An 18,847-nucleotide genomic window follows, 5' to 3' on the forward strand; every position below is an offset into this window, starting at 1 on the left:
CATGAAAAAAGCAAGTCCTCTGGTACTGATCGCTTCTCTGTTCCTTTCCGTATTCTTCGTGGGCATTATGCTCTTTGTGCTGCTGGAGGTTCTGAAGGTGGGGGATTACCACGCCTTTCCCCAGATCATCACCTTTGCAGGCATCAATCTCGCCATCTTTGCGTTGGTGATCGGCGGCGGCAAATTCCTGGCAAACGCCATGGGTACCGCCCCCTATGCTTCTGTCTGTGGGGTCACTGTGATCTACACCCTGATCCAGTTCACCCATCTGGGCTTCTGCTTCAAGACGGATGCCACCGCAGGGTACACCCTGTTTCACTTGTTGCTGCTGTTTGTGTATTGTGCAATTGTAATTCCGATCGGAGTTATGGGCATAAACAATAAAAAAGACTAACTTATAGGAGGAAATTTATTATGGCAGAAAATCTTTGTCCCCAGTGCGGCGCTCCGCTGGCACCTGGCGCAACAGAATGTAAATATTGCGGCGAGGCAGTAGCCCCTGCGCAGGTGCAGCCCCAGCCTCAGCCCCAGTACCAGCAGCAGGGCGCATACGGTCAGCCCGGTCAGCCGGTACAGGTCTTTGTACAGACCGGCGACAATGACGGCATCGATCCCAGCTGGCCGGTAAAGAGCAAGATCACCGCCGGCCTCCTGGCGATCCTGCTGGGCGGTCTTGGCATTCACAAGTTCTATCTGGGCAAAACCGGTATGGGTATTCTGTATCTGCTGCTTTGCTGGACTTACATTCCCGGCATCGTTGGTCTGGTAGAGGGTATCATGTATCTGTGCTCCAATGACCACAACTTCCAGGTGAAGAACCATGTAAGATTGCAGTAATGCAAAACCCCCGCTCCGGCATGGAACGGGGGATTTTTTGACCCATCCGCATAGCGGGTGGGTCTTTTTTTATGCTCTGACCGGTTCGGATGCATGCATCTGCTTTGGGACTTGCAGCTTTCTTCAGTCAGTCTGATTTTGAGGGCGGAATCGGACTGATTTTCTTGAAAAGTGTACATTTTGCGCAGATTCATGTACATTTTGCAGAATGGATTGACTTCATTCTGCTTTTTTTATAGGATGATGAAAAGGGAAGTCTGCGCATTCCCAAAACAAGGAGGAAGATTGATATGTTCTGTAAACGATGTGGAAATGAGAATCCGGAGGATGCAGTTTACTGCATCAAATGCGGCTACAACATGTGGGATAAAAGCAAGCAGAAGCCGCCGGTGCCCAATCCATCAACCGAGTCTGTGTCCGCCCATGTATCTGTGCCCAGGCACGAACACACACACAAACCGGCATCGGTTCCTGCTCCATCGCTGGCACGGCGTGTGTACCCGCCCAAGCTGATCGTCGCCTTGGTTCTGATTGGGGTGGCGCTGTTGGGAATGCTGCTGCCTTGGTTTAGTTATGGTGACGAGGGTGGTGATTATGGACGTAAACGGGAGATGGGCAAGGTCAGTGGTCTCCAGTATGAATCGATCTTTTTAGGCACAATAGGGGGCGAATCCAATCCTATTACGGATAAAATGGAGAAGTACGGTAAGAAGGACATGGAATTAAAAAATAATCTGGAATTACTAGGAATCACTTCAATTGTCGCCACCATTGCTTTGGGCGCAGGATTGTTTCTGGGCTTTATTTGCAGGAAGAAAGTTTGGATTCCTGTCGGGGTGGCTTGCATTTCGTTTTGGATCATATTTTCCATATTGGATACGTTGGATGAAAACTCGCCATATCAAGGCTATATTAGTTTGTACATTGAAGCCAATGGGTGGGTTGCTGTTTGTTGGCTGGCGTCTTTTGCTGGTTTCATTCTCAGCCTGATGAGCGATAGCGAGCAAAAAAAGAATCAGAGTGCGTAATGCACACTTTTACACAGAAAGGATGAATGTTATGAAAAAGAAGACGATGGCTTGGGGCTGCGCTTTACTGATGGGGCTGACGCTGACGGCCTGCGGTGCGGATGCATCCAAATTTACCGGCTACATAGAGGATCTGGATATGCAGGGTGCCTACAGCTACTATGAGGATCATATTGATTCCTCCAAAAAGAAAGCAGAACTGGATCAGGAGATCAGTGAATCCATGGACGGACTGTATGACAAACTGGTGGATCAGTACATTGCGGGGAATCTGGATTCGGAAAAGCTTTCTTTGTTCAAGCAGCTTACATCGGATGCCGAATTTTCTGAAACATCCGGATACAGCGACTTTTTGCAGGATCTTGCCTACATCGATCAATCCAAGCAGAATTATGACACTGCCATGCAGTATTACGACCAAAAGGATTACGATGCAGCCATCGCCTACTTTGGCGGAGTCATGCAAAGGGACACGGTTCGATATGAGGAGGCGCAGAAAACAATAGAAGCATGCCGTGCGGAACAAAGTAAGCAGCTGGTTCAGGACATTCAGTCCCAGATTCAGACGAAAGCATTTAAAGAGGCACATTATAAGATCGAGCAGCTGAAAAATACGGACAAGGAAGAAGCAGACAAGCTGGTTACAGAGTATGATGCTGCACTTAAGGCTGATGCAGACGCCAGGTTAACGTCCTACTTTGATGCCTTTGATTATGAAGGCGCAGTAGGTTACCTGGCGCAGGTAACTCCGCTTTGTTACTCCTCCGATCTGAGTGACCGGCAAACGCAGCTTGCAGATGAATTTGTTGTTTATGTTTTGAAAATTGCAGACAAGGATGCTGACGCAGAGAATTATGAGGGAGCATCCGCTGTGGTGAAGCAGGCAATGAATGCATTGGGGCAGGACAATGAAAAGCTGTCCGGCGCCTATGATGCATACCGTTCTCACCTGCCGGTGTACCTGGTGGATCTGGATTATATGTCTTGTAAAAACCATGTGGCAACGCACGACACGCTGGAAGACAATACGGGGAATATGTATCATAATGCACTGTATATGTATGAGAGAGTCTCTTGGCAAGATGGCGAAGGATCCGCAGATTATTTTATCAACGGAAAATATGCGACATTTTCCGGAACAGTTGCTGTGCCGCGGGGATTTGCAAATGATTCAAATTCAGCTTATTTTGAAGTATATGGAGACGGAAAGCTACTGTATACCTCGCCGACAATGAAGAATGACTCTTTCCCGGAAGCATTTAATATTGATATTTCCGGTGTGAAGGTTTTGAAAATCTATTATCCCGATTCAAATGGAAATGCGAAATTGGCAACCATTTATGACGGAAAATTGAATCCAAAAGAGGCAGACAAATCGTCGGATTCTTCTGAAGACAACGAGGAATAAGCCTACTGCCCCCTGCTGCCATATGTGCAAATGGGGGCATACTGCTTGCTTCCGTGTGAAAGGAGAGTTTGCACAAAACGAAAAAGTGAAGGAGGACGATGATATGTTTTGTATGCGTTGTGGAAATGAAAATCCGGATGATGCGGTCTTTTGCCGCAAATGCGGCTATACCATGCAGTCGGTTGGTCAGCAGATTACACCCCCTGTGCCAGAACCTGAGCCTGCTGCCCATCGCTACGCTTCAGCCGATCAGGCAACGCTATATGGGTATCCGATCAAGGGGATAATTGCTTTGATGCTGCTTGTGGCGGCGTTCCTGGGTCTTATGCAGCCGGGACTTTCTGCACAGCTCCATTATGTGAAGCTGGAGTTTGATGCAAGAGAATATAATTTACCCCATGTGATCCAGATGTTTGTTTCGGAGGAGGAGATTCGACCAACCGCATGGAGTATTGAGAATGAGGATGAAGATGAGGAACAAATACTCCACTTTAAAGATGAGAAAGCCATTCACACCTGCTTTGTCTTCTTTTGTATTTCGGAAATTCTATCCGCAATATTGCTGATTGTGGGGCTCATTGTGGGGCTTGTATCTCATCGATATTCCGGAGCAGCTGTGGCAGCGTGCGCATGTGTTGTGATCATGTTTCTATTGGCAGCGTATCTGACAGGGAAATCCCCGATTATGACAACTGGTTCTTCTGGGCTTGTGTATTTGCGGTTTACAAGGGGGAAGGGAATCGCAATCTCTTTGATTTGTTCTGTGGCTGCAACTGTTGTGGGTCTCATCGGCAATCACGAGCATAAAACATCAGAGACATAGCGCATTGCTGAATGCATCTGTTTAAAAAAGGAGGATTTTATGATAAAGCAAACTGTAAGACGCGTGATTTTGTGGCTGACTGCGCTGGTGCTTTTGGCGTCTTACGTAGTTTCTGGGAGAAAGGATCTCACCTGCCTTGGATAGGGTGCTAAAGCAAGGAGAAGTGTTTGAAGCAAATCCAAATGGAGTTTTTACTGAGAGTAAGGACAAGTGTCCTTGGGTATGGGTCGGTATCATTGGCATGGCTCTGATTCTTGTGGGAGCTGTTGCGGTGTATCGAAAAAAGACCTGATGCCTTTATACCCCACCTACTGATTTGCCGCATTTTTACGCTCTGACCGTGGCGGATGCATGCAGCGGCAGACTCAACGTAGAAACGGCACAACCCTCCTGGAGGATATCCAGCTGAAATCTGCCGCCGTGGCTCTGGGCGATGCTTTGCAGGATCTTCAGCCCGTAGCCGTGCCCCGGCTCCTGCTTGGTGGTTTTTTGAGGTGCTTTGGCGGAATCGCTTTGGGGCTTGCAGCTGTTCTCCATCCGCAGCATATAGGTTTGCCCCAGTGCTTTCCCCTTGATCTCGATATAGCGGTAGCTGCTGCCGGACTGCTGGCACGCCTCAATGGCATTGTCCAGCAGATTGGAAAACAACCCGCACAGTTCATAGTTGTTCAGCTCCAGTCGCTGGCTGTCCTGAAGGATGCACTGGGTTTCGATGCCAAGATTCCGGGCGGCGTTGGTCTTGATGGTCAGAACCACGTTGATGATGGGCGTACTGCAAAAGGAGATGAGCTTTGCGCCCCGGGTGCTGCCGCCGCAGCTGTGCAGCAATGCTCTGGCTTCCTCCACTTGCTGATTGTCCAGCATACACTGGATGGATTGGATCTGGTTGTTGTAGTCGTGCCGGATCCGGGATGCCTCCTCAAACTGCTCTGTTGCCAGAAGGTAGTACTGGTAGGTGTTCTGCATTTCCAGCTGCAGTCCCTGCAGCTCTGCCTCCTTGATCCGGAAATCGTGCTGTCGGAGAAAGTAAAAGTACTGCTGGATCACCAGGATCAGCAGCAAAAGCTGAAATGCCTGGAGACACAGCAGCTTTGCAGTGGTAAGATGGTTCCAGTCCAGATACGTAAAACAGATCTGGAAGCCAAAGTGAGCGGCTATGGTAAAGAGAATGGAGCAAAGGTATCGGATCCGGTATCTGTCCTTTTTGAGCCGCAGCACAATGGTGATGCCTACATATATCAGGAACATTTCGTCCAAAGTCAAAATCTTTCCAACCAGAGTATACACCGTGTAGCCGTTCATGTTCGCCATGCTGAGTCCGAAAAGCCCGCATTGCACGGCGAGTATGGACAATTCTCCGATCAGAGCGGTGACGATCAGGATCCCCAGCAGAATCAGCCTCTTTTTGACGCTTTCCTTGCAGAGCCACAGCCAGCTGCCCAGCAGAAACAGGGTATCAAAGGTGGAAACGATGGGCCCTCCCTGGGGAAGACCCATGCCGAACACCAGGATAGTATGCTCCAGGATTAGAACGGTGTCGATGATGACGTTTGCTTTCAGAAAAGACCCCCGGAAGGTTCCGTATTCCCGCAGGAAAAAGAGTACCGTTAGCTGATCCGCCACGCAGGACAGAATGGAAAATATGTAGGCAGCCATATATCATGCTTCTTTCTTTCGGCAGCATTGCGCAGGGATGTGCGGTGCTGCTTTTATAGTTTGTCGGATGTGAACCGGAAGAACGCATTCTCTACATCCTTGTAGCGGCGCTGGCTGATCAGAATGGACTTTCCGTTGTGGAGGATCATCTCATACCGGCGCAGCTCCCGGATATGGTTCATGTTGATGTAGTAGCTTACATGACACCGGATGAAGCAGGAAGGCAGGAACTGTTCAATTTCAGCGATGCTGTAATGGGAGGAAAACAGGGGTGCCGGCTTGCTGCCTGCATAATAATCATCGTAAAACTGGGTGCGGCGGTTTTCATTTTCAATGAATACCACATCCGCCGCCGGCAGGGAAACTAGCTTGTTGTCGGCTTCCCGGATATGGATCATGGGTCGGAGAATGGGCAGATGGTGGTTGATATTCAGCACCACCCGTGCTACCTTTTCCGGAGTAAAGGGCTTGGTGATAAAGCCGGAGGGCATGACGGAAAACACGTTTTCCCAGTACTGGGTATAGGCAGTGATAAACACGATCAGGCACAGGGGATAGTGCTGTTTGATGTATTCGGCAAAGCGGATGCCGTTTTCATCGTGCTCCAGTCGGATATCCTGGAACAGCACGGCGGTGTCCCCGGACAACTGCCGGATTGCATCCGCCTCCGTGGAGGCTGTCCGGATGTCCTGCTCGGTGTTATTGGGATCGGACAGCAAAAGCGTGCGCAGCTGGGCACAATGCGCCGGGTCGTCATCGTAAATCAGATACATGATTGGCTCCAATGGTATATAGGCAACGTGCCGCAAGTTCTTTGCGGTGTTGCCTGTAGTTTTGATGCTGCATCCTGTGGGTGCGTTATTTTCATTGTAGCATATTTGTCGAATTTGGTCAACGGCGGCACAGCGTACATGCTTCATTCTTTGTTCCCTGTCTTAGATTTACTCCATATCAAAAAAACAAGCCAGGCATATGCCTGGCTTGTTTTTATGCTTCGATTTGCTTTCCAAGAAACTGGGCGGCTGCCGTAATCAGACTCACCTGCAGCTCCGAGGGGGACTTGCCGTCTCCCAGGAATGCCACCGCCCCGGTCACATCTCCGGAGGTGAAAATAGGCTGACAGGCAATGGCGCTCTTGTCGATGCCCTCCACCGAGAAAAAGGTCTGCTCCGGCTTGCCTGCATAACTGCGCCGGTTTTCCATCAGATCCTCCAGCGCCGGAGACACCCGCCGCTCGTGGAATTCCTTTTTCGGCACACCTGCTACTGCGACCACATGATCCCGGTCAAACACCACCGTGGGGCAGCCTGCAAGCTTATGCATGATCTCCGCCACCTGGGCGGCGTTTTCGCCGATCTCGTTGATGGCGGAATATTTTTTGAAAATGACCTCTCCGTCATTGCTGGTGTAGATCTCCAGAGGGTCTCCCTCCCGGATCCGCATGGTGCGGCGGATCTCCTTGGGGATGACCACCCGTCCCAGATCATCGATTCTTCTGACTATCCCTGTGGCTTTCATTGCTTCATACCTCGCAATCCATAGATTTGTTTGCAGTTCTAGTATTTGTTTGTGGGATTGGAATATACACGCCACAGGGCTTCGTTATTTTTTGGCAGAGGACAGGGCGGATTCCAGCTCTGCATTCTGCTATGTTTCTGCAACGTCGAACAAAACACGTCTGACGACTGTTTATCATTGCATCAATGAGCTTGCGTTATACCTGCACCTGCGCATGGCTTCCGCCCGCAGGCTGCTTGGTCACAAGGATCTGCTTATCAATTTGATTTTTCAGTGCGCCCACATGGGAGATGATCCCCACCAGTCGGTTGGATTCCGTCAGGCTTTGCAATGCACGCATGGCCTGCTGCAGGGTTTCCTCATCCAGAGAACCAAAGCCCTCATCCACGAACATGGTGTCCAGCCGGATGCCGCCTGCGCTGGACTGGATCTCGTCCGACAGTCCCAGTGCCAGGGACAGGGACGCCATAAAGGACTCGCCGCCGGACAGGGTACGGACGCTGCGCTCCGTGCCGTTGTAGTGATCCACCACGCAAAGCTCCAGCCCGGACTGGCTCCGCAGATCCGTGGCGGATTGCTGTCGCTTTAATTCATACTGCCCGCTGGACATCACCAAAAACCGGCGGTTTGCCCGGCGAATGATCCGGTCAAAATAGTGCATCTGCACAAAGGTTTCCAGTGCCACCCGTTCCTTGCCGGATAGCTTGCCTGCCGCTGTGTTGGAAAGACCGCTGACCATTCGCAGCTCCTGCATGGTTTTCTCCAGTCGGGCCTGCTGTTGGAGGATGCCATCTCTGGCAGAGCGGTTCAGTCCCAACCGGCTGATCCGGTGGGTTTTTTCCTGACCTGCCTGCTGCTTGTCCTGTTCAAGCTGTCGGAGCTGTGCCTCCAGACCGGGCACATCCTCCTGCTGGTACTGGGCAAGCTGCTCCTCCAGGGTGCGGCACCGGGACTGGGCTGTGGCATGCGCCTCCCGGGCGGCGTCATAAGCCTGCTGCCGCTGTACGGCAAGCTGCTCCAACCGGCTCTGTTCCCCCTCCAGTGCGGTGATCTGTGCCTGTGCTTCCTTCCGGTCGGCAAAGGGCAGTAGCTGACTGTATTCCTCCAGCTGCTTGGCGGCAGTGGATGCCTGCTCCAGCAGCCGTGCAAGCTGCTCCCGTGCGTCGGCATAATCCGATTCCATCTGCCGTAGCTGTGCCTCGTCCCGGGGATTGGACTGCTCCAGCTCCTGCCGCCGTGCCACGTTCTGCTCCTCCCGTTGGAGTCTGCCGGACAGGCTGTCGGCAGAAATACTGGATGCCTTCTGCATCAGATTCAGCTTTTTGGGAAGCATATCCAGGGTGCAGTCCAGTTCCAGTGTCCGGGTGTGTTCCAGCAGCTGCTCCGCTGCTGCCTGTACCTGGGCATCCAGACTGCTCCGGGCATCCCGCTTTCCGGCAAGCGCATCCTCCATCTGCCGCAGGATCTGCTCCGTCTTGGGCTGTTCCGTTTCCAGTTGCCTGCGCAAGGCGATATGCTGCTCCGTTTCCGTCAGCTCCGCATCCAGCCCGGCTTGCTTGTCCTTGAGCAGGCTCTGCTCCTGCTGTAAATGCCCCGGCAGGGCGGGCAGATCCCGCTCCAGTCCCAAGGCGCTGCACTGCTCCCGGATGCTCTGGGCAAGGCTTTCCGCTTTGCCCCGGAGGGTGCCTGCATGCCGGCTTGCCTGGGTGCATGTCTGCTGGGCTTTGTCGCTGCGGTTCCGGGCAGCTTTCAGTTCGGCTTCTGTTGGCGCATTCTTTGCCGGCTGTGCCGGGTGGGGATGGGATGCAGCGCCGCATACGGGGCAGGGTGCGCCATCTTGCAGGGATGCCGCCAGGATTCCAGCCTGGGCATCCAGGAACGCCTGCTGCATCCGGTCATAGGCGTCCTTTTCCTGCTGCATGGTTTCTGCGGCAGCGGCATATGCCCGCTGTGCCTGTTCCAGCTCTCCGCTTTGGATCCGGTATGCGTCCAGCCGTTGGGCAAGGGTAGCTAGCTGCTCTGTACGCTGTTCTGCTGCCTGCTTCTGTGCCAGCAGCCGCTCCTGCCGTGCCGGAGCATCCCCCAGCGTCTGCAACTGCTCAGTGAGCTGCTCCAGGGTCTGCCGTTGCTGTCCGGCGGCATGCTCCGCCTGTTGATATGCCTGTTGAGCGGCTGCAAGCTGTCTGCACAGCTTATCATAGCCGGTCAGCTTTTCGGACAGCACTGCCAGATGTTGATCCTTCTTCTGCTGCTCCTTGATCAGTGCAGCCAGCTTTTCCCGGTTCTCTCCGGCGTTGGCGAGGCTTTTCAGCTCCAGGACATGCTTTTCGTACCGGCTGCGCCCCTGGGCAATGCGCTCCTGGGTCTGCTTGATCTCCTGCTGGCTGTGGGTCGCATCTTGCTTCATCTGTGCCAGGGTGGTGCGTAGCTGCTCCTTTTCCGCATACCGGGGCAACTGCTCCCGGATCCGGGTGATCTCTACGGTCAGCTCCTTTTGCCGGGTCTGATCCGACAGAGAAGCATCCAGCGTTGCCTTGCAGGCATCCCGCTGCTGCTTCTGTGCCTTCAGTTGTTCCTGTGCCTGCCGGTATGCTTCCCGGAGTCTGGCAGCCTGCTTTGCCCTGTCCAGGGACTGATGCAGAACGGTTAGCTGCTCCTCCAACCGGGCGCAGGTCTGTTCCGCCTGTTCCAGACCCTGTGCGTCCCGTTCCAGCAGCCGTTCCAGCAGGGGCAGCAGCTCGCTTTCCGGCAGAGTGCCCTCCAGGAGTCCTGTCAGCGTTTCCTGTTCCGGATCTTCCGGCATCAGCCGGATCCCGGCGGTGTACTGGCTGATGGCGCTGCGGATGCTGCTTCTGGTGCGTTCCAGCTCTCCGGTGCGCTCCTTGAGCCTGTCCTGTAAGCGGCGGTATGGCTCCGTCCGGAACAGTTTCCGGAAGATCTGTACCCGGTCATCGGTGGTGGCAAGGAGCATCCGGTAAAAGTCCCCCTGTGCCAGCATGGCGATCTGGGAGAACTGGTTCCGGTCGATGCCCAGCAGCTCCTGTACCGCCTGGTTCACCTCCTTGACCCGGGACAGCACCCTCCCGTCCGGCATGGTCAGCTCCGCTTCTGCACTCTGGGGGGTGGTGCCTGCTCCACGGGTCTTGGGTCGGTCGTATGCCGGATTCCGCCGGATGGTGTAGCGCTTTCCACCGTAGGCAAAGGTCAGCTCCACATAGGTGGGGGTGGCTGGGTCTGCATACTTGCTGCGGAGCATGCTACTGCTCCGGTTCTGTCCGCTTGCCTCCCCGTACAGGGCAAAGGCAATGGCGTCAAACAGGGTGGTCTTGCCTGCTCCCGTGTCTCCGGTGATTAGATACAGCCCCCGTTCCCCCAGTTGCTCCAGCGGCAGGGTGGTCTTTCCCGCATAGGGGCCGAATGCGGACATGGTCAGTGTAAGCGGTCTCATACTTCCTCCTCCCAGATTTCCTTGGTCAGCCCGTTCAGATATGCCAGTTGGGCATCATCCAGCTCCTTGTTGTTCTGCATCCGGTAAAAGTCTCCGAACAGCTCCAGAGGGGACTGATGCTCCAGGGTATCCTCCGGCAGCAGCTCTCCGGTTTCCCGGGTGCGCCGGTTGTCATAATCCAGCTTCATCAGATTCGGGTACACTGTCCGCAGTCTGCCGATGGCGTCCGGCACATCCTCCTCATCGGTCAGGGTGATATGCAGGTAGTCGAACCGGTTCTGCTGGGTGTAAGCGCTTCTGTCCATCACCTGGTCATAGGTTCCCCGGATCTCCCGGAGATCATGCTGTGGGGTCAGGGGCAGCAGGTTCAGTGTGACCTGTCCCTTTGCGTCAAGCTCCACCAGGGTGACGGATTTGTGGTGGGATGCCTCCGCAAAGGAATATTTCAAGGGAGTGCCGCAGTACCGGAGCGTGTCCCGTCCTACGGATTGGGGGCCGTGGAGATGTCCCAGCGCCACATAGTCAAAGTCCCGGAACAGGGCAGCATCCACTCCGTCAGAGCCGCCGATCAGCAGTTCTTCCTGCTCCAGTACCTGTGCGCCGGCAACGAACTGATGCGCCACCAGCACGTTTCGCCGCCGGGGATCCACCGGCAGTCCCTCCAGCGCCTTTTCCACTGCCTCCTGGCAGGAATGGATCTCCGTTTCCGGCATAACGCTCCGCAGGTAGGCAGGCTTTAAAAAGGGCAGCAGGTAGAAATCCACCGGGCCCAGGTCGTCCTCCAGGGTGATGGGGGAGATGCTGCCTCCGTACACCGGGGACATGTGGACGCCGCTGTGCCGCAGCAGCCGCCCTCCGTATGCAATGCGCTCCGGAGAGTCATGATTGCCGCTGATGGCAAATATGGTGCAGCCCAGGTGGGACAGCCCGGCTAAAAAATCATCCAGCAGACTGACTGCCTCTGCGGGCGGGGTGGGCTTGTCAAACAGATCCCCTGCCAGCAGTACCCCCTGGGGCTGCTCTGCTTGAACCAGCTGTAAGATCTGCTCCAGAATAAACCGCTGCTCCTCCAGCATGGAAAAGCCGTTCACACGCTTGCCCAGGTGCAGGTCGGACAAATGCATCAGCTTCATATTGTTCCTCCTGTTTCTTTGTCTTTTTCTGTTGTCTTTAGTATACCACGCTGCATGGAATTTTGCAAATGTGATCCAGTCTGGGGACGAAAAAATGCAGCCGGGCATTTCTGCCTGACTGCATCCGTTTTATCCATTCTGCTGCTTGACCAGTTGTACGATCAGCTCGGCGCAGGTTTCCAGTCCCAGTGCGCTACTGCACAGTGCCAACTGGTAATTCTGAACCTTGCCCCATTCCTGCCCGGTGTAATTCCGGTAATAGACCCGCCGCCGGTTGTCTCGTTCCTTGAGCATCTTCTCCGGGCTTTTGCCCTCCTTCACCTGCCCGGAAATCCGTTCTATCCGTGCCTTGACATCTGCCCAGATAAAAATATGCATGCAGTCCTGCCGCTCCCGGAGCACATAGTCGGCGCATCTGCCCACAATGACGCAGGGGCTTTCCGCCGCCAGCTTTTTGATGAGCTTGCATTGCTCTACATAGATCTCATCGTACAGGGACAGACTGCCGCTGCCCATGGCAGCACCGGCAATGGACAGATTGAACAGCAGACTGCTGCGGGAGGTGGCGTATTCGCCGCTTTCCTCGATGAATTTTTCCGAAAGGCCGCTTTCCTTTGCAACCTGCTCCACAATGTGCCGGTCGTAGAATTTCCAGCCCAACTGCTGCGCCACATGTTCGCCGATCTCGTGTCCGCCGCTGCCGAATTCACGGCTGATGGTAATGATGTTTGTCATAAAATCCCCTCCTGATTCAGTTCTGCGGCAGTCTGCCGCTTTGGCTTATAATCTATCCAGTACCTGTCGCCGGATCCGGCGCATCATCAGCAGTCCCAGGAGCAGGGCGCAAGCCTCCGCTGCCGGGAAAGCGATCCACACCAGTTCGGATGCATTGTCCAGTCTGGTCAGTCCCCAGGCAAGGGGAAGTGCTACGATAATCAGCCGCACCAGGGACAGCAGCAGGGATTGCACGCCGTGCCCCAGCGCCTGGAAGATGCCCTGGTAGCCGATGTTCGCACCCATGCACAGATACCCCAGGCTGATGATCCGGATCGCCAGAACGCATAGGAACCGGGTTTCCTCCGATACGGCAAAGATGCCCACCAGCGGACGGGCAAAGACCTGTAAAATCACTGCGCCCACCAGCATGATGATGCACGCATACAGTTGTCCGTACCGGATGCCCTGCCGGATCCGCTGCTTGCTGCCCATGCCGTAGTTGAAGCCGATCACCGGGATCATGGCGTTGTTCATGCCGAACGCCGCAAAGCATACAAACTGCTGGATCTTGTAGTACATGCCGTATGCGGTGACTGCGGCGGCGGATACATCCCGGAGAATGATGTTGACCCCATAGGTCATAAAGGACATGAGTGCCTGCATGAGGATCGCCGGGATGCCTACCTGGTAGATTTCCCGGATCACCCGGAGCCGGGGACGCAGAAAGCGGAGACCGGTATCCAGCTCTGTCCGGGCGTGTCGGTAAAAGAACAGCGCATCCAGCCCGCAGGAAACAAACTGCCCGATGACGGTGGCGTATGCGGCGCCTGCAACCCCCAGTGCCGGACAGCCCAGCCAGCCAAAGATCAGAATGGGATCCAGCACGATGTTGACCAGTGCGCCGGAAATCTGGGCGATGGTGGTCTGCATGGTTCTGCCGGTGGCCTGCAGCAGCTTTTCATAAGTCAGGTACATGGTCACGCCCAGGGAGCCAATGGTGCAGATCCGCAGATAGCTTACTGCAAGCTCCGTTGCCAGGGGATCCCGGGTCTGGGTGTGGATATACGCCGGTACGCCCACCAGCCCGAACAGCAGATATATCCCGAAGGTGCAAAGGGACAGGAAGATAGAATTGCCGGCAATGGCGCTTGCCTGCTGCCGGTCTCCTGCCCCCAGGCTTTTGGACAGCAGTGCGTTGATGCCCACGCCGGTACCCACGCTGATCGCTACCATCAGCATCTGCACCGGGAACGCCAGTGTCAGGGCGTTTACCGCCAGATCCCCCATATTTCTGATCTGCTCCGTGTCCGGCATGCAGCTGACAAAGTAGCTGTCCACAATGTTGTACAGAGCCTGCAAGGCCATGGAAACGATCATAGGCGCCCCCATACCCAGCAGCAGCCGGCGTACCGGAACGGTACCCATTTTGTTTTGTTCTGTTGAAACTGCCTGCTTCATAGATACCTCCTGAAAATAAAAAAGAACCGTGCCGCTGCAAATCTGGATTTATGCCTTGCAGCTACACGATTCATTACGATTTTATTTTAGCACAAAATCGCAGAGAAGGTAATAGGCAATTTCAACAAATTCTGAGCTTACCCCCATTGTAGCATACTTCTCTGCGTCAGTCAACGGCGCAGAAAAATAAATTGTCACCCGATTTTAAGATATGGTTGACAATTCGGCCGGAGTATGCTATGATAAAAGCAGATTTTTGAGAAACGAGGAATGCTTATGTCACAAACTGCCGCCCCTGCCAAGGGCTTTGCCCTGCGGGATCTTGCCTTCATCGGACTGTTCGCCGTGCTGATCGCTGTCTGCTCCTGGATCACCATTCCCGGTGCGGTGCCCTTCACGCTCCAAACCTTCGGGGTGTTCTGCACCCTGGGCATGCTGGGGGGCAGGCGTGGTACCTGCGCCATTCTGGTGTACATTTTGTTAGGGATCGTGGGAATCCCGGTGTTCTCCGGCTTTACCGGCGGCATCGGACAGTTACTGGGGATGACCGGCGGTTATATTCTGGGCTTTTTGCTGATGGGTCTGCTGTACTGGCTGATGACCCGGCTTACCGGCAGCAGTCTGCCGGTAATGATCCTTGCCATGGTGCTTGGGCTTGCGGTATGCTACACCTTCGGCACCATCTGGTTCCTACAGGTTTACACCAGGCAGAAGGGGGCAATCACCCTGATGGCGGCTTTGTGGAGCTGTGTGTTTCCCTTTCTGATTCCGGATGGGATCAAGCTGGCGCTGGCATTGCTCCTCACCAAGCGGCTCACCAGGCAGTTCCGGATCTGACAAACGAAACACCGTGCAGGGCATACCCGCACGGTGTTGTTTTTATGTTTCCGTATAGACGCAGGAAAAGTTCGTGAACCGGACGGTGTTATCTCCCACCGCATAGAGCCCCAGGATCACCCCGGTAAAGGGACTGGAGATCTCGCTGGACAGATATTTGCTCTGTCCGGTGCCCAGGTGGGTCTCGCCGGATTCGGTGACCACGGAGAAGTGGTAGCAGGCAGGCTCCATCCGGATCACCAGCCGGGCGCTGTTCCCGGTCAGAGGGATCTCCTTCTGAATCTGATGCACGCCCCCGATGTTCAGCCGGCACAGGGCGGTGATGCCTGTCTCCCCACGGCGCAGAGCCACTTCGTAATGCTCCTGCTCACTCATGTAGCAGGTCAGTCCTGCCTCTCCCTTGTCCAGCTCCAGCACGCACTGTACAGTGCCGGAAAAGTCCTGCTGCCGCAGTCCGATGAAGGTGGGGGATCCCGGCTCGTCCAGGGTCACCTCTGTGCCATGCAGCAGGGCGCTGCCCTGGGTCAGGCCGTACTGCTCCATCCGGGGATGCCGCAGAAAGCACCATTCCCTGTACCAGTCCGGCGCAGCAAAGCTCCGTTCCGGCAGGGGCTTCTGTGCAAAGTCTCCTGCAATGTCATAGCACTCCGCCGTGGTGCCGTCCGTGCCTGCGGTGAACCAGCCCTCCTCATCAAAGGTGACAGGCGTCAGGAACACTTCTCTGCCCAGGTGATGGAATGCCATCCACAGCGCCTGCTGCCGGAAGCCCAGACTGAGAATATGCCAGTTCCCCCGGGCATCCTGCACCAGATCGCCGTGACCGATGCCCTGAATCGGGTAGGGTGCTTTGTTCCGGTTGGTCAGCACCGGGTTGTGGGGATATCCCGTAAAAGACCCCCACAGGGACTTGCTCCGGGCATAGGTGATCATATGCCCGTACTCGGTGCCTCCCTCCGCTGCCATCAGATAGTACCAGTCCCCGATCCGGTACAGGTGCGGGCTTTCCAGGAACCGTCCCCCGGAGCCCTGCCAGATGCATCTGGAGGGGGACAGCTTTTCTCCGGTGGCAAGGTCGATCTGACACTGCACCACCCCGTTGACGCCGTCCGCATCGGTGCCGTTGCTCATAAAGTAGGCATTGCCGGCTTCAAAATACAGAGAGGGATCGATGCCGTCCTGAGCCACCGCCACCGGATCAGACCATGCTCCGTGGATATCGTCGGTGTACACATAGAAATTCTCCCCGGTGGAGGCGTTGGTGGTGACCATGTAGAATCTGCCGTTCAGATGCCGGATGGTGGGAGCAAAAACGCCGCCGCTGCTGGGAACTTGTTCCAGTGCCGCCTGGCTGGGGCGGGTCAGCACATGGCCGATCTGGCTCCAGTTCACCAGATCCTTGCTTTCAAAGAGGGGAACGCCGGGAAAGTACTGAAAGCTGCTGCAAACCATGTAATACATGCCGTTTGCGCAGCATACGCTGGGGTCCGGGTAAAACCCCTTCAGAACCGGATTGTGGTAAATCATAGCTTCTCCATTCTCCGCTGTCTGCGGATGTTTTTCAGGCAGCACCGGGCACAGCTTGCGGGGTGCTGCCTTTATTTTAGCATACCCGTCGTCGGTTGTAAAGCCGATGCTTCCGGAGAATCCGGCTATGCAACCCTTTGTTTTGGCATGCAGGAGGGCGTTGGAGCATTCCTTTGTGCATTTTGCCGAAAGGGCGTTGTTTGATGTGAAAAAATCGGCGCAAATGGATGGATTGCAAAAAAAACGCCGAAAGTTTTCCAACACCCATTGAAAAGCGGATGGGTTTATGCTATACTATTTTGTAAGCGTGCACACAGGGCAGGCGTTGCGTTGCATCCCTTCCCATGACAGTTTTATGACACTTTTCATGCAGATTTTCGGAGAAGGCTCTGGCTTGCCGTACTATAATAATATAGTATTATGACGGCAGCATGCTTTTGAGGAGGCGCTTTTTATGGGGTATTCCATATATATTGCGGACGATGAAAAGAATATCCGGGATCTGATCAAGAGTTTCCTGGAAAGTGACGGATACCGGGTGTGGGCGTTTGAAACCGGAGACGCTTTGATGGGGGCATTCCAGGCGGCACCGGCGGATCTTGTAATATTGGACATTATGATGCCCGGTACGGACGGGCTTACCATCTGTCAGCAGCTTCGTGCCAAGACGGATGTGCCCATCATTATGCTGACGGCGAAGGATTCCGAGTACGATTATGTACAGGGCATCACCATCGGCAGTGACGATTATCTGACAAAGCCCTTCCGGCCTACCACTCTGCTGATGCGGGTGCGTTCCCTGCTGCGCCGGATGGAAATGAACAGCCGGCGACCCGTGCAGCCGGAGGAACCGGATGACCTGGTAGTGGGGGATCTGACCTTTTCGGCGGAGGCCAACACCATTAGCTGCAACGGCAAGGGCATCGGCTTTACCCAGACGGAGCTGCGGATGCTTTCCTATATGATGCAGAAGCCCGGCAAGGCATATGCCCGGGACAAGCTGCTGGAAACCATCTGGGGCTATGAGACTGAAGTGGAGACCCGGGTGACGGACGAAACCCTCCGGCGGATCCGGCGGAAGCTCTCCCTGGCAGGCAGCAGCGTCTGCGTACAGACCATCTGGGGCTACGGCTATAAACTTGAGGTATCGGAGCCTGTAAAATGAAACACATCAAAGTCCGGATCCTGGCGACCATCTGGGTTTCGATCTTCTTACTGTTCGTGCCCTTCTACATCATCCTCAACCTGACTCTGCCGGTGCATTTTGAAAAGGAAGCCAAGGCGGCGCTCACCTATGAAATGGAGTATATGAGCAGCATGCAGAAGCAGGAGTCGGAGGATGCGCTCGCCCTGGACTATGTGGGCATCTTTTTCAGCGGGGATATCTGCTTTATCGACCTGACGCAGGATCCGGCGGAGAACAGTGCGGCGGACAACAGCTACGGCAAGTACAATGTACAGAGTGCGGAGCATGACGTGCTGTCCTATTACGACAGCCAGGGGCTTCCCTTCGGACAGATCCGGACATTGAAAACCGACAACGGCTACTACGTCATGGTTCTGTACGAGGACGTGTTCTCCTGGGACGGAGAAAAGGTGCCCACCATCATGTATCTGAACATTCAGCCCATCGTCCAGTACACCAAGCGGCTGAACTGGCTGCTGGATGCCATTTTCCTGTGCGTGGCTGCCATCATGAGCGTGATCGGCTTCCGGCTGGGAGGACAGATCGAGGAATCCCAGGAAAACCAGCGTCGCTTCTTCCAGAATTCCTCCCACGAGCTGAAAACTCCTCTGATGGCGATCCAGGGCTATGCGGAAGGCATCCAGACCGGGGTGGTGGATCCCATCCATTCGGCGGAGGTCATCATGCAGGAAAGCGACCGGCTGACCCGGATGGTGGAGGAGATCCTGTACATTTCCAAGATCGATGTGCATCAGTTAGTACTGCATATTGCGGTGCTGGATGTGCGGGAGCTGTTGTATGACTGTCTGCGCTCCGCAGAGCCGATCCAGAACAAAAAGCAATGCAGCGTGGTGACGGATTTTCCGGATGCGCCGGTGCGGGTGCGCTGTGATGAGGATCAGCTGACCCGGGCGTTTATGAACGTGCTGATCAACGGCATGCGGCACTGCGACAAGACGGTGTGGCTGTCCTGCAAGGCGGATCGGCATATTATCACCATTACCATCCGGGACGATGGGGGCGGCATGGATCCCCAGGATCTGCCCCATGTATTTGACCGGTTCTATTCCGGCAAAAAGGGCAATACGGGCATCGGGCTGGCGCTGGCATCTGACATCATCCGGCTGCACAAGGGCAGCATCACCGCCCACAACGACAAGAGCGGTGCAGTGTTTGAGATCCGCCTGCCGGTAGCACCATAGTCTGTGACACTTTTGTGACAATTTTAATGCAGGTTCATGGGGAAACCCCTTGAACCGGTTTGCTATACTGAT

At 54.7% G+C, this 18,847-nt stretch carries 16 protein-coding genes; 8 read left to right on the plus strand and 8 right to left on the minus strand.

Annotation, left to right across the window (positions count from 1 at the left end; all coding sequences use genetic code 11):
* The first annotated feature begins 1 nt into the window (after window position 1).
* The 5 genes from RUM_RS02460 (at window position 2) to RUM_RS02480 (ending at window position 4,096) form a co-directional block, all read left to right on the plus strand.
* Window positions 2-394, plus strand: a complete 393-nt coding sequence (locus RUM_RS02460; protein WP_147645543.1) for a hypothetical protein — start codon at window positions 2-4, stop codon at window positions 392-394.
* Between the two features lie 20 nt (window positions 395-414).
* Entirely contained in the window at window positions 415-837 is a 423-nt protein-coding gene (locus tag RUM_RS02465) for a TM2 domain-containing protein (protein ID WP_015557641.1), read from the plus strand.
* A 290-nt stretch (window positions 838-1,127) separates the two neighbouring features.
* Window positions 1,128-1,865, plus strand: coding sequence for a zinc ribbon domain-containing protein (locus tag RUM_RS02470; RefSeq protein ID WP_015557642.1), 738 nt, complete (start codon window positions 1,128-1,130; stop codon window positions 1,863-1,865).
* A gap of 31 nt (window positions 1,866-1,896) precedes the next feature.
* A complete protein-coding gene (locus RUM_RS11895) occupies window positions 1,897-3,273 on the plus strand; it encodes an NPCBM/NEW2 domain-containing protein (protein WP_015557643.1) in 1,377 nt (458 codons plus the stop codon).
* A gap of 103 nt (window positions 3,274-3,376) precedes the next feature.
* Window positions 3,377-4,096 (plus strand): zinc-ribbon domain-containing protein, encoded by a 720-nt coding sequence (locus RUM_RS02480; RefSeq protein WP_015557644.1) that lies wholly within the window; start codon window positions 3,377-3,379, stop codon window positions 4,094-4,096.
* 327 nt (window positions 4,097-4,423) lie between these two features.
* Here the strand turns inward: RUM_RS02480 and RUM_RS02485 are convergent, their stop codons facing one another.
* The 7 genes from RUM_RS02485 to RUM_RS02515 form a co-directional block, all read right to left on the minus strand.
* Window positions 4,424-5,752, minus strand: a complete 1,329-nt coding sequence (locus RUM_RS02485) for a sensor histidine kinase (RefSeq protein WP_015557645.1) — start codon at window positions 5,750-5,752, stop codon at window positions 4,424-4,426.
* Between the two features lie 53 nt (window positions 5,753-5,805).
* A complete protein-coding gene (locus tag RUM_RS02490) occupies window positions 5,806-6,525 on the minus strand; it encodes a LytR/AlgR family response regulator transcription factor (protein WP_015557646.1) in 720 nt (239 codons plus the stop codon).
* Between the two features lie 214 nt (window positions 6,526-6,739).
* The gene (locus tag RUM_RS02495; RefSeq protein WP_015557647.1) at window positions 6,740-7,270 is read right to left on the minus strand and encodes a stage V sporulation T C-terminal domain-containing protein; all 531 of its coding nucleotides are present in this window, start codon (window positions 7,268-7,270) and stop codon (window positions 6,740-6,742) included.
* A gap of 196 nt (window positions 7,271-7,466) precedes the next feature.
* Window positions 7,467-10,718 (minus strand): AAA family ATPase, encoded by a 3,252-nt coding sequence (locus RUM_RS02500; RefSeq protein ID WP_015557648.1) that lies wholly within the window; start codon window positions 10,716-10,718, stop codon window positions 7,467-7,469.
* A complete protein-coding gene (locus RUM_RS02505; RefSeq protein ID WP_015557649.1) occupies window positions 10,715-11,851 on the minus strand; it encodes an exonuclease SbcCD subunit D in 1,137 nt (378 codons plus the stop codon). Before RUM_RS02505 ends, RUM_RS02500 begins: the two co-directional genes overlap by 4 nt.
* 129 nt (window positions 11,852-11,980) lie before the next feature.
* Window positions 11,981-12,586 carry a cytidylate kinase-like family protein gene (locus RUM_RS02510; protein ID WP_015557650.1) on the minus strand — a complete coding sequence of 202 codons (606 nt, stop codon included), beginning with the start codon at window positions 12,584-12,586 and terminating at the stop codon, window positions 11,981-11,983.
* A gap of 45 nt (window positions 12,587-12,631) precedes the next feature.
* On the minus strand, window positions 12,632-14,026 hold the full coding sequence (locus RUM_RS02515; RefSeq protein ID WP_015557651.1) for an MATE family efflux transporter: 1,395 nt from the start codon (window positions 14,024-14,026) through the stop codon (window positions 12,632-12,634).
* 276 nt (window positions 14,027-14,302) lie between these two features.
* On the opposite strand from RUM_RS02515, the gene RUM_RS02520 reads away from it, so the two are divergent.
* Entirely contained in the window at window positions 14,303-14,863 is a 561-nt protein-coding gene (locus tag RUM_RS02520; protein WP_015557652.1) for a biotin transporter BioY, read from the plus strand.
* Window positions 14,864-14,905: 42 nt separating this feature from the next.
* Here the strand turns inward: RUM_RS02520 and RUM_RS02525 are convergent, their stop codons facing one another.
* On the minus strand, window positions 14,906-16,387 hold the full coding sequence (locus RUM_RS02525; protein ID WP_041326519.1) for a glycoside hydrolase family 43 protein: 1,482 nt from the start codon (window positions 16,385-16,387) through the stop codon (window positions 14,906-14,908).
* 454 nt (window positions 16,388-16,841) lie between these two features.
* Between RUM_RS02525 and RUM_RS02530 the strand changes: the two genes are divergently transcribed.
* Complete coding sequence (locus tag RUM_RS02530; protein WP_015557653.1) at window positions 16,842-17,552, plus strand: response regulator transcription factor; 711 nt, start codon at window positions 16,842-16,844, stop codon at window positions 17,550-17,552.
* Window positions 17,549-18,775 carry a sensor histidine kinase gene (locus RUM_RS11900; protein ID WP_015557654.1) on the plus strand — a complete coding sequence of 409 codons (1,227 nt, stop codon included), beginning with the start codon at window positions 17,549-17,551 and terminating at the stop codon, window positions 18,773-18,775. Before RUM_RS02530 ends, RUM_RS11900 begins: the two co-directional genes overlap by 4 nt.
* Window positions 18,776-18,847: the final 72 nt, after the last annotated feature.

The organism is Ruminococcus champanellensis 18P13 = JCM 17042, assembly GCF_000210095.1.
Taxonomy (GTDB): domain Bacteria; phylum Bacillota; class Clostridia; order Oscillospirales; family Ruminococcaceae; genus Ruminococcus_F; species Ruminococcus_F champanellensis.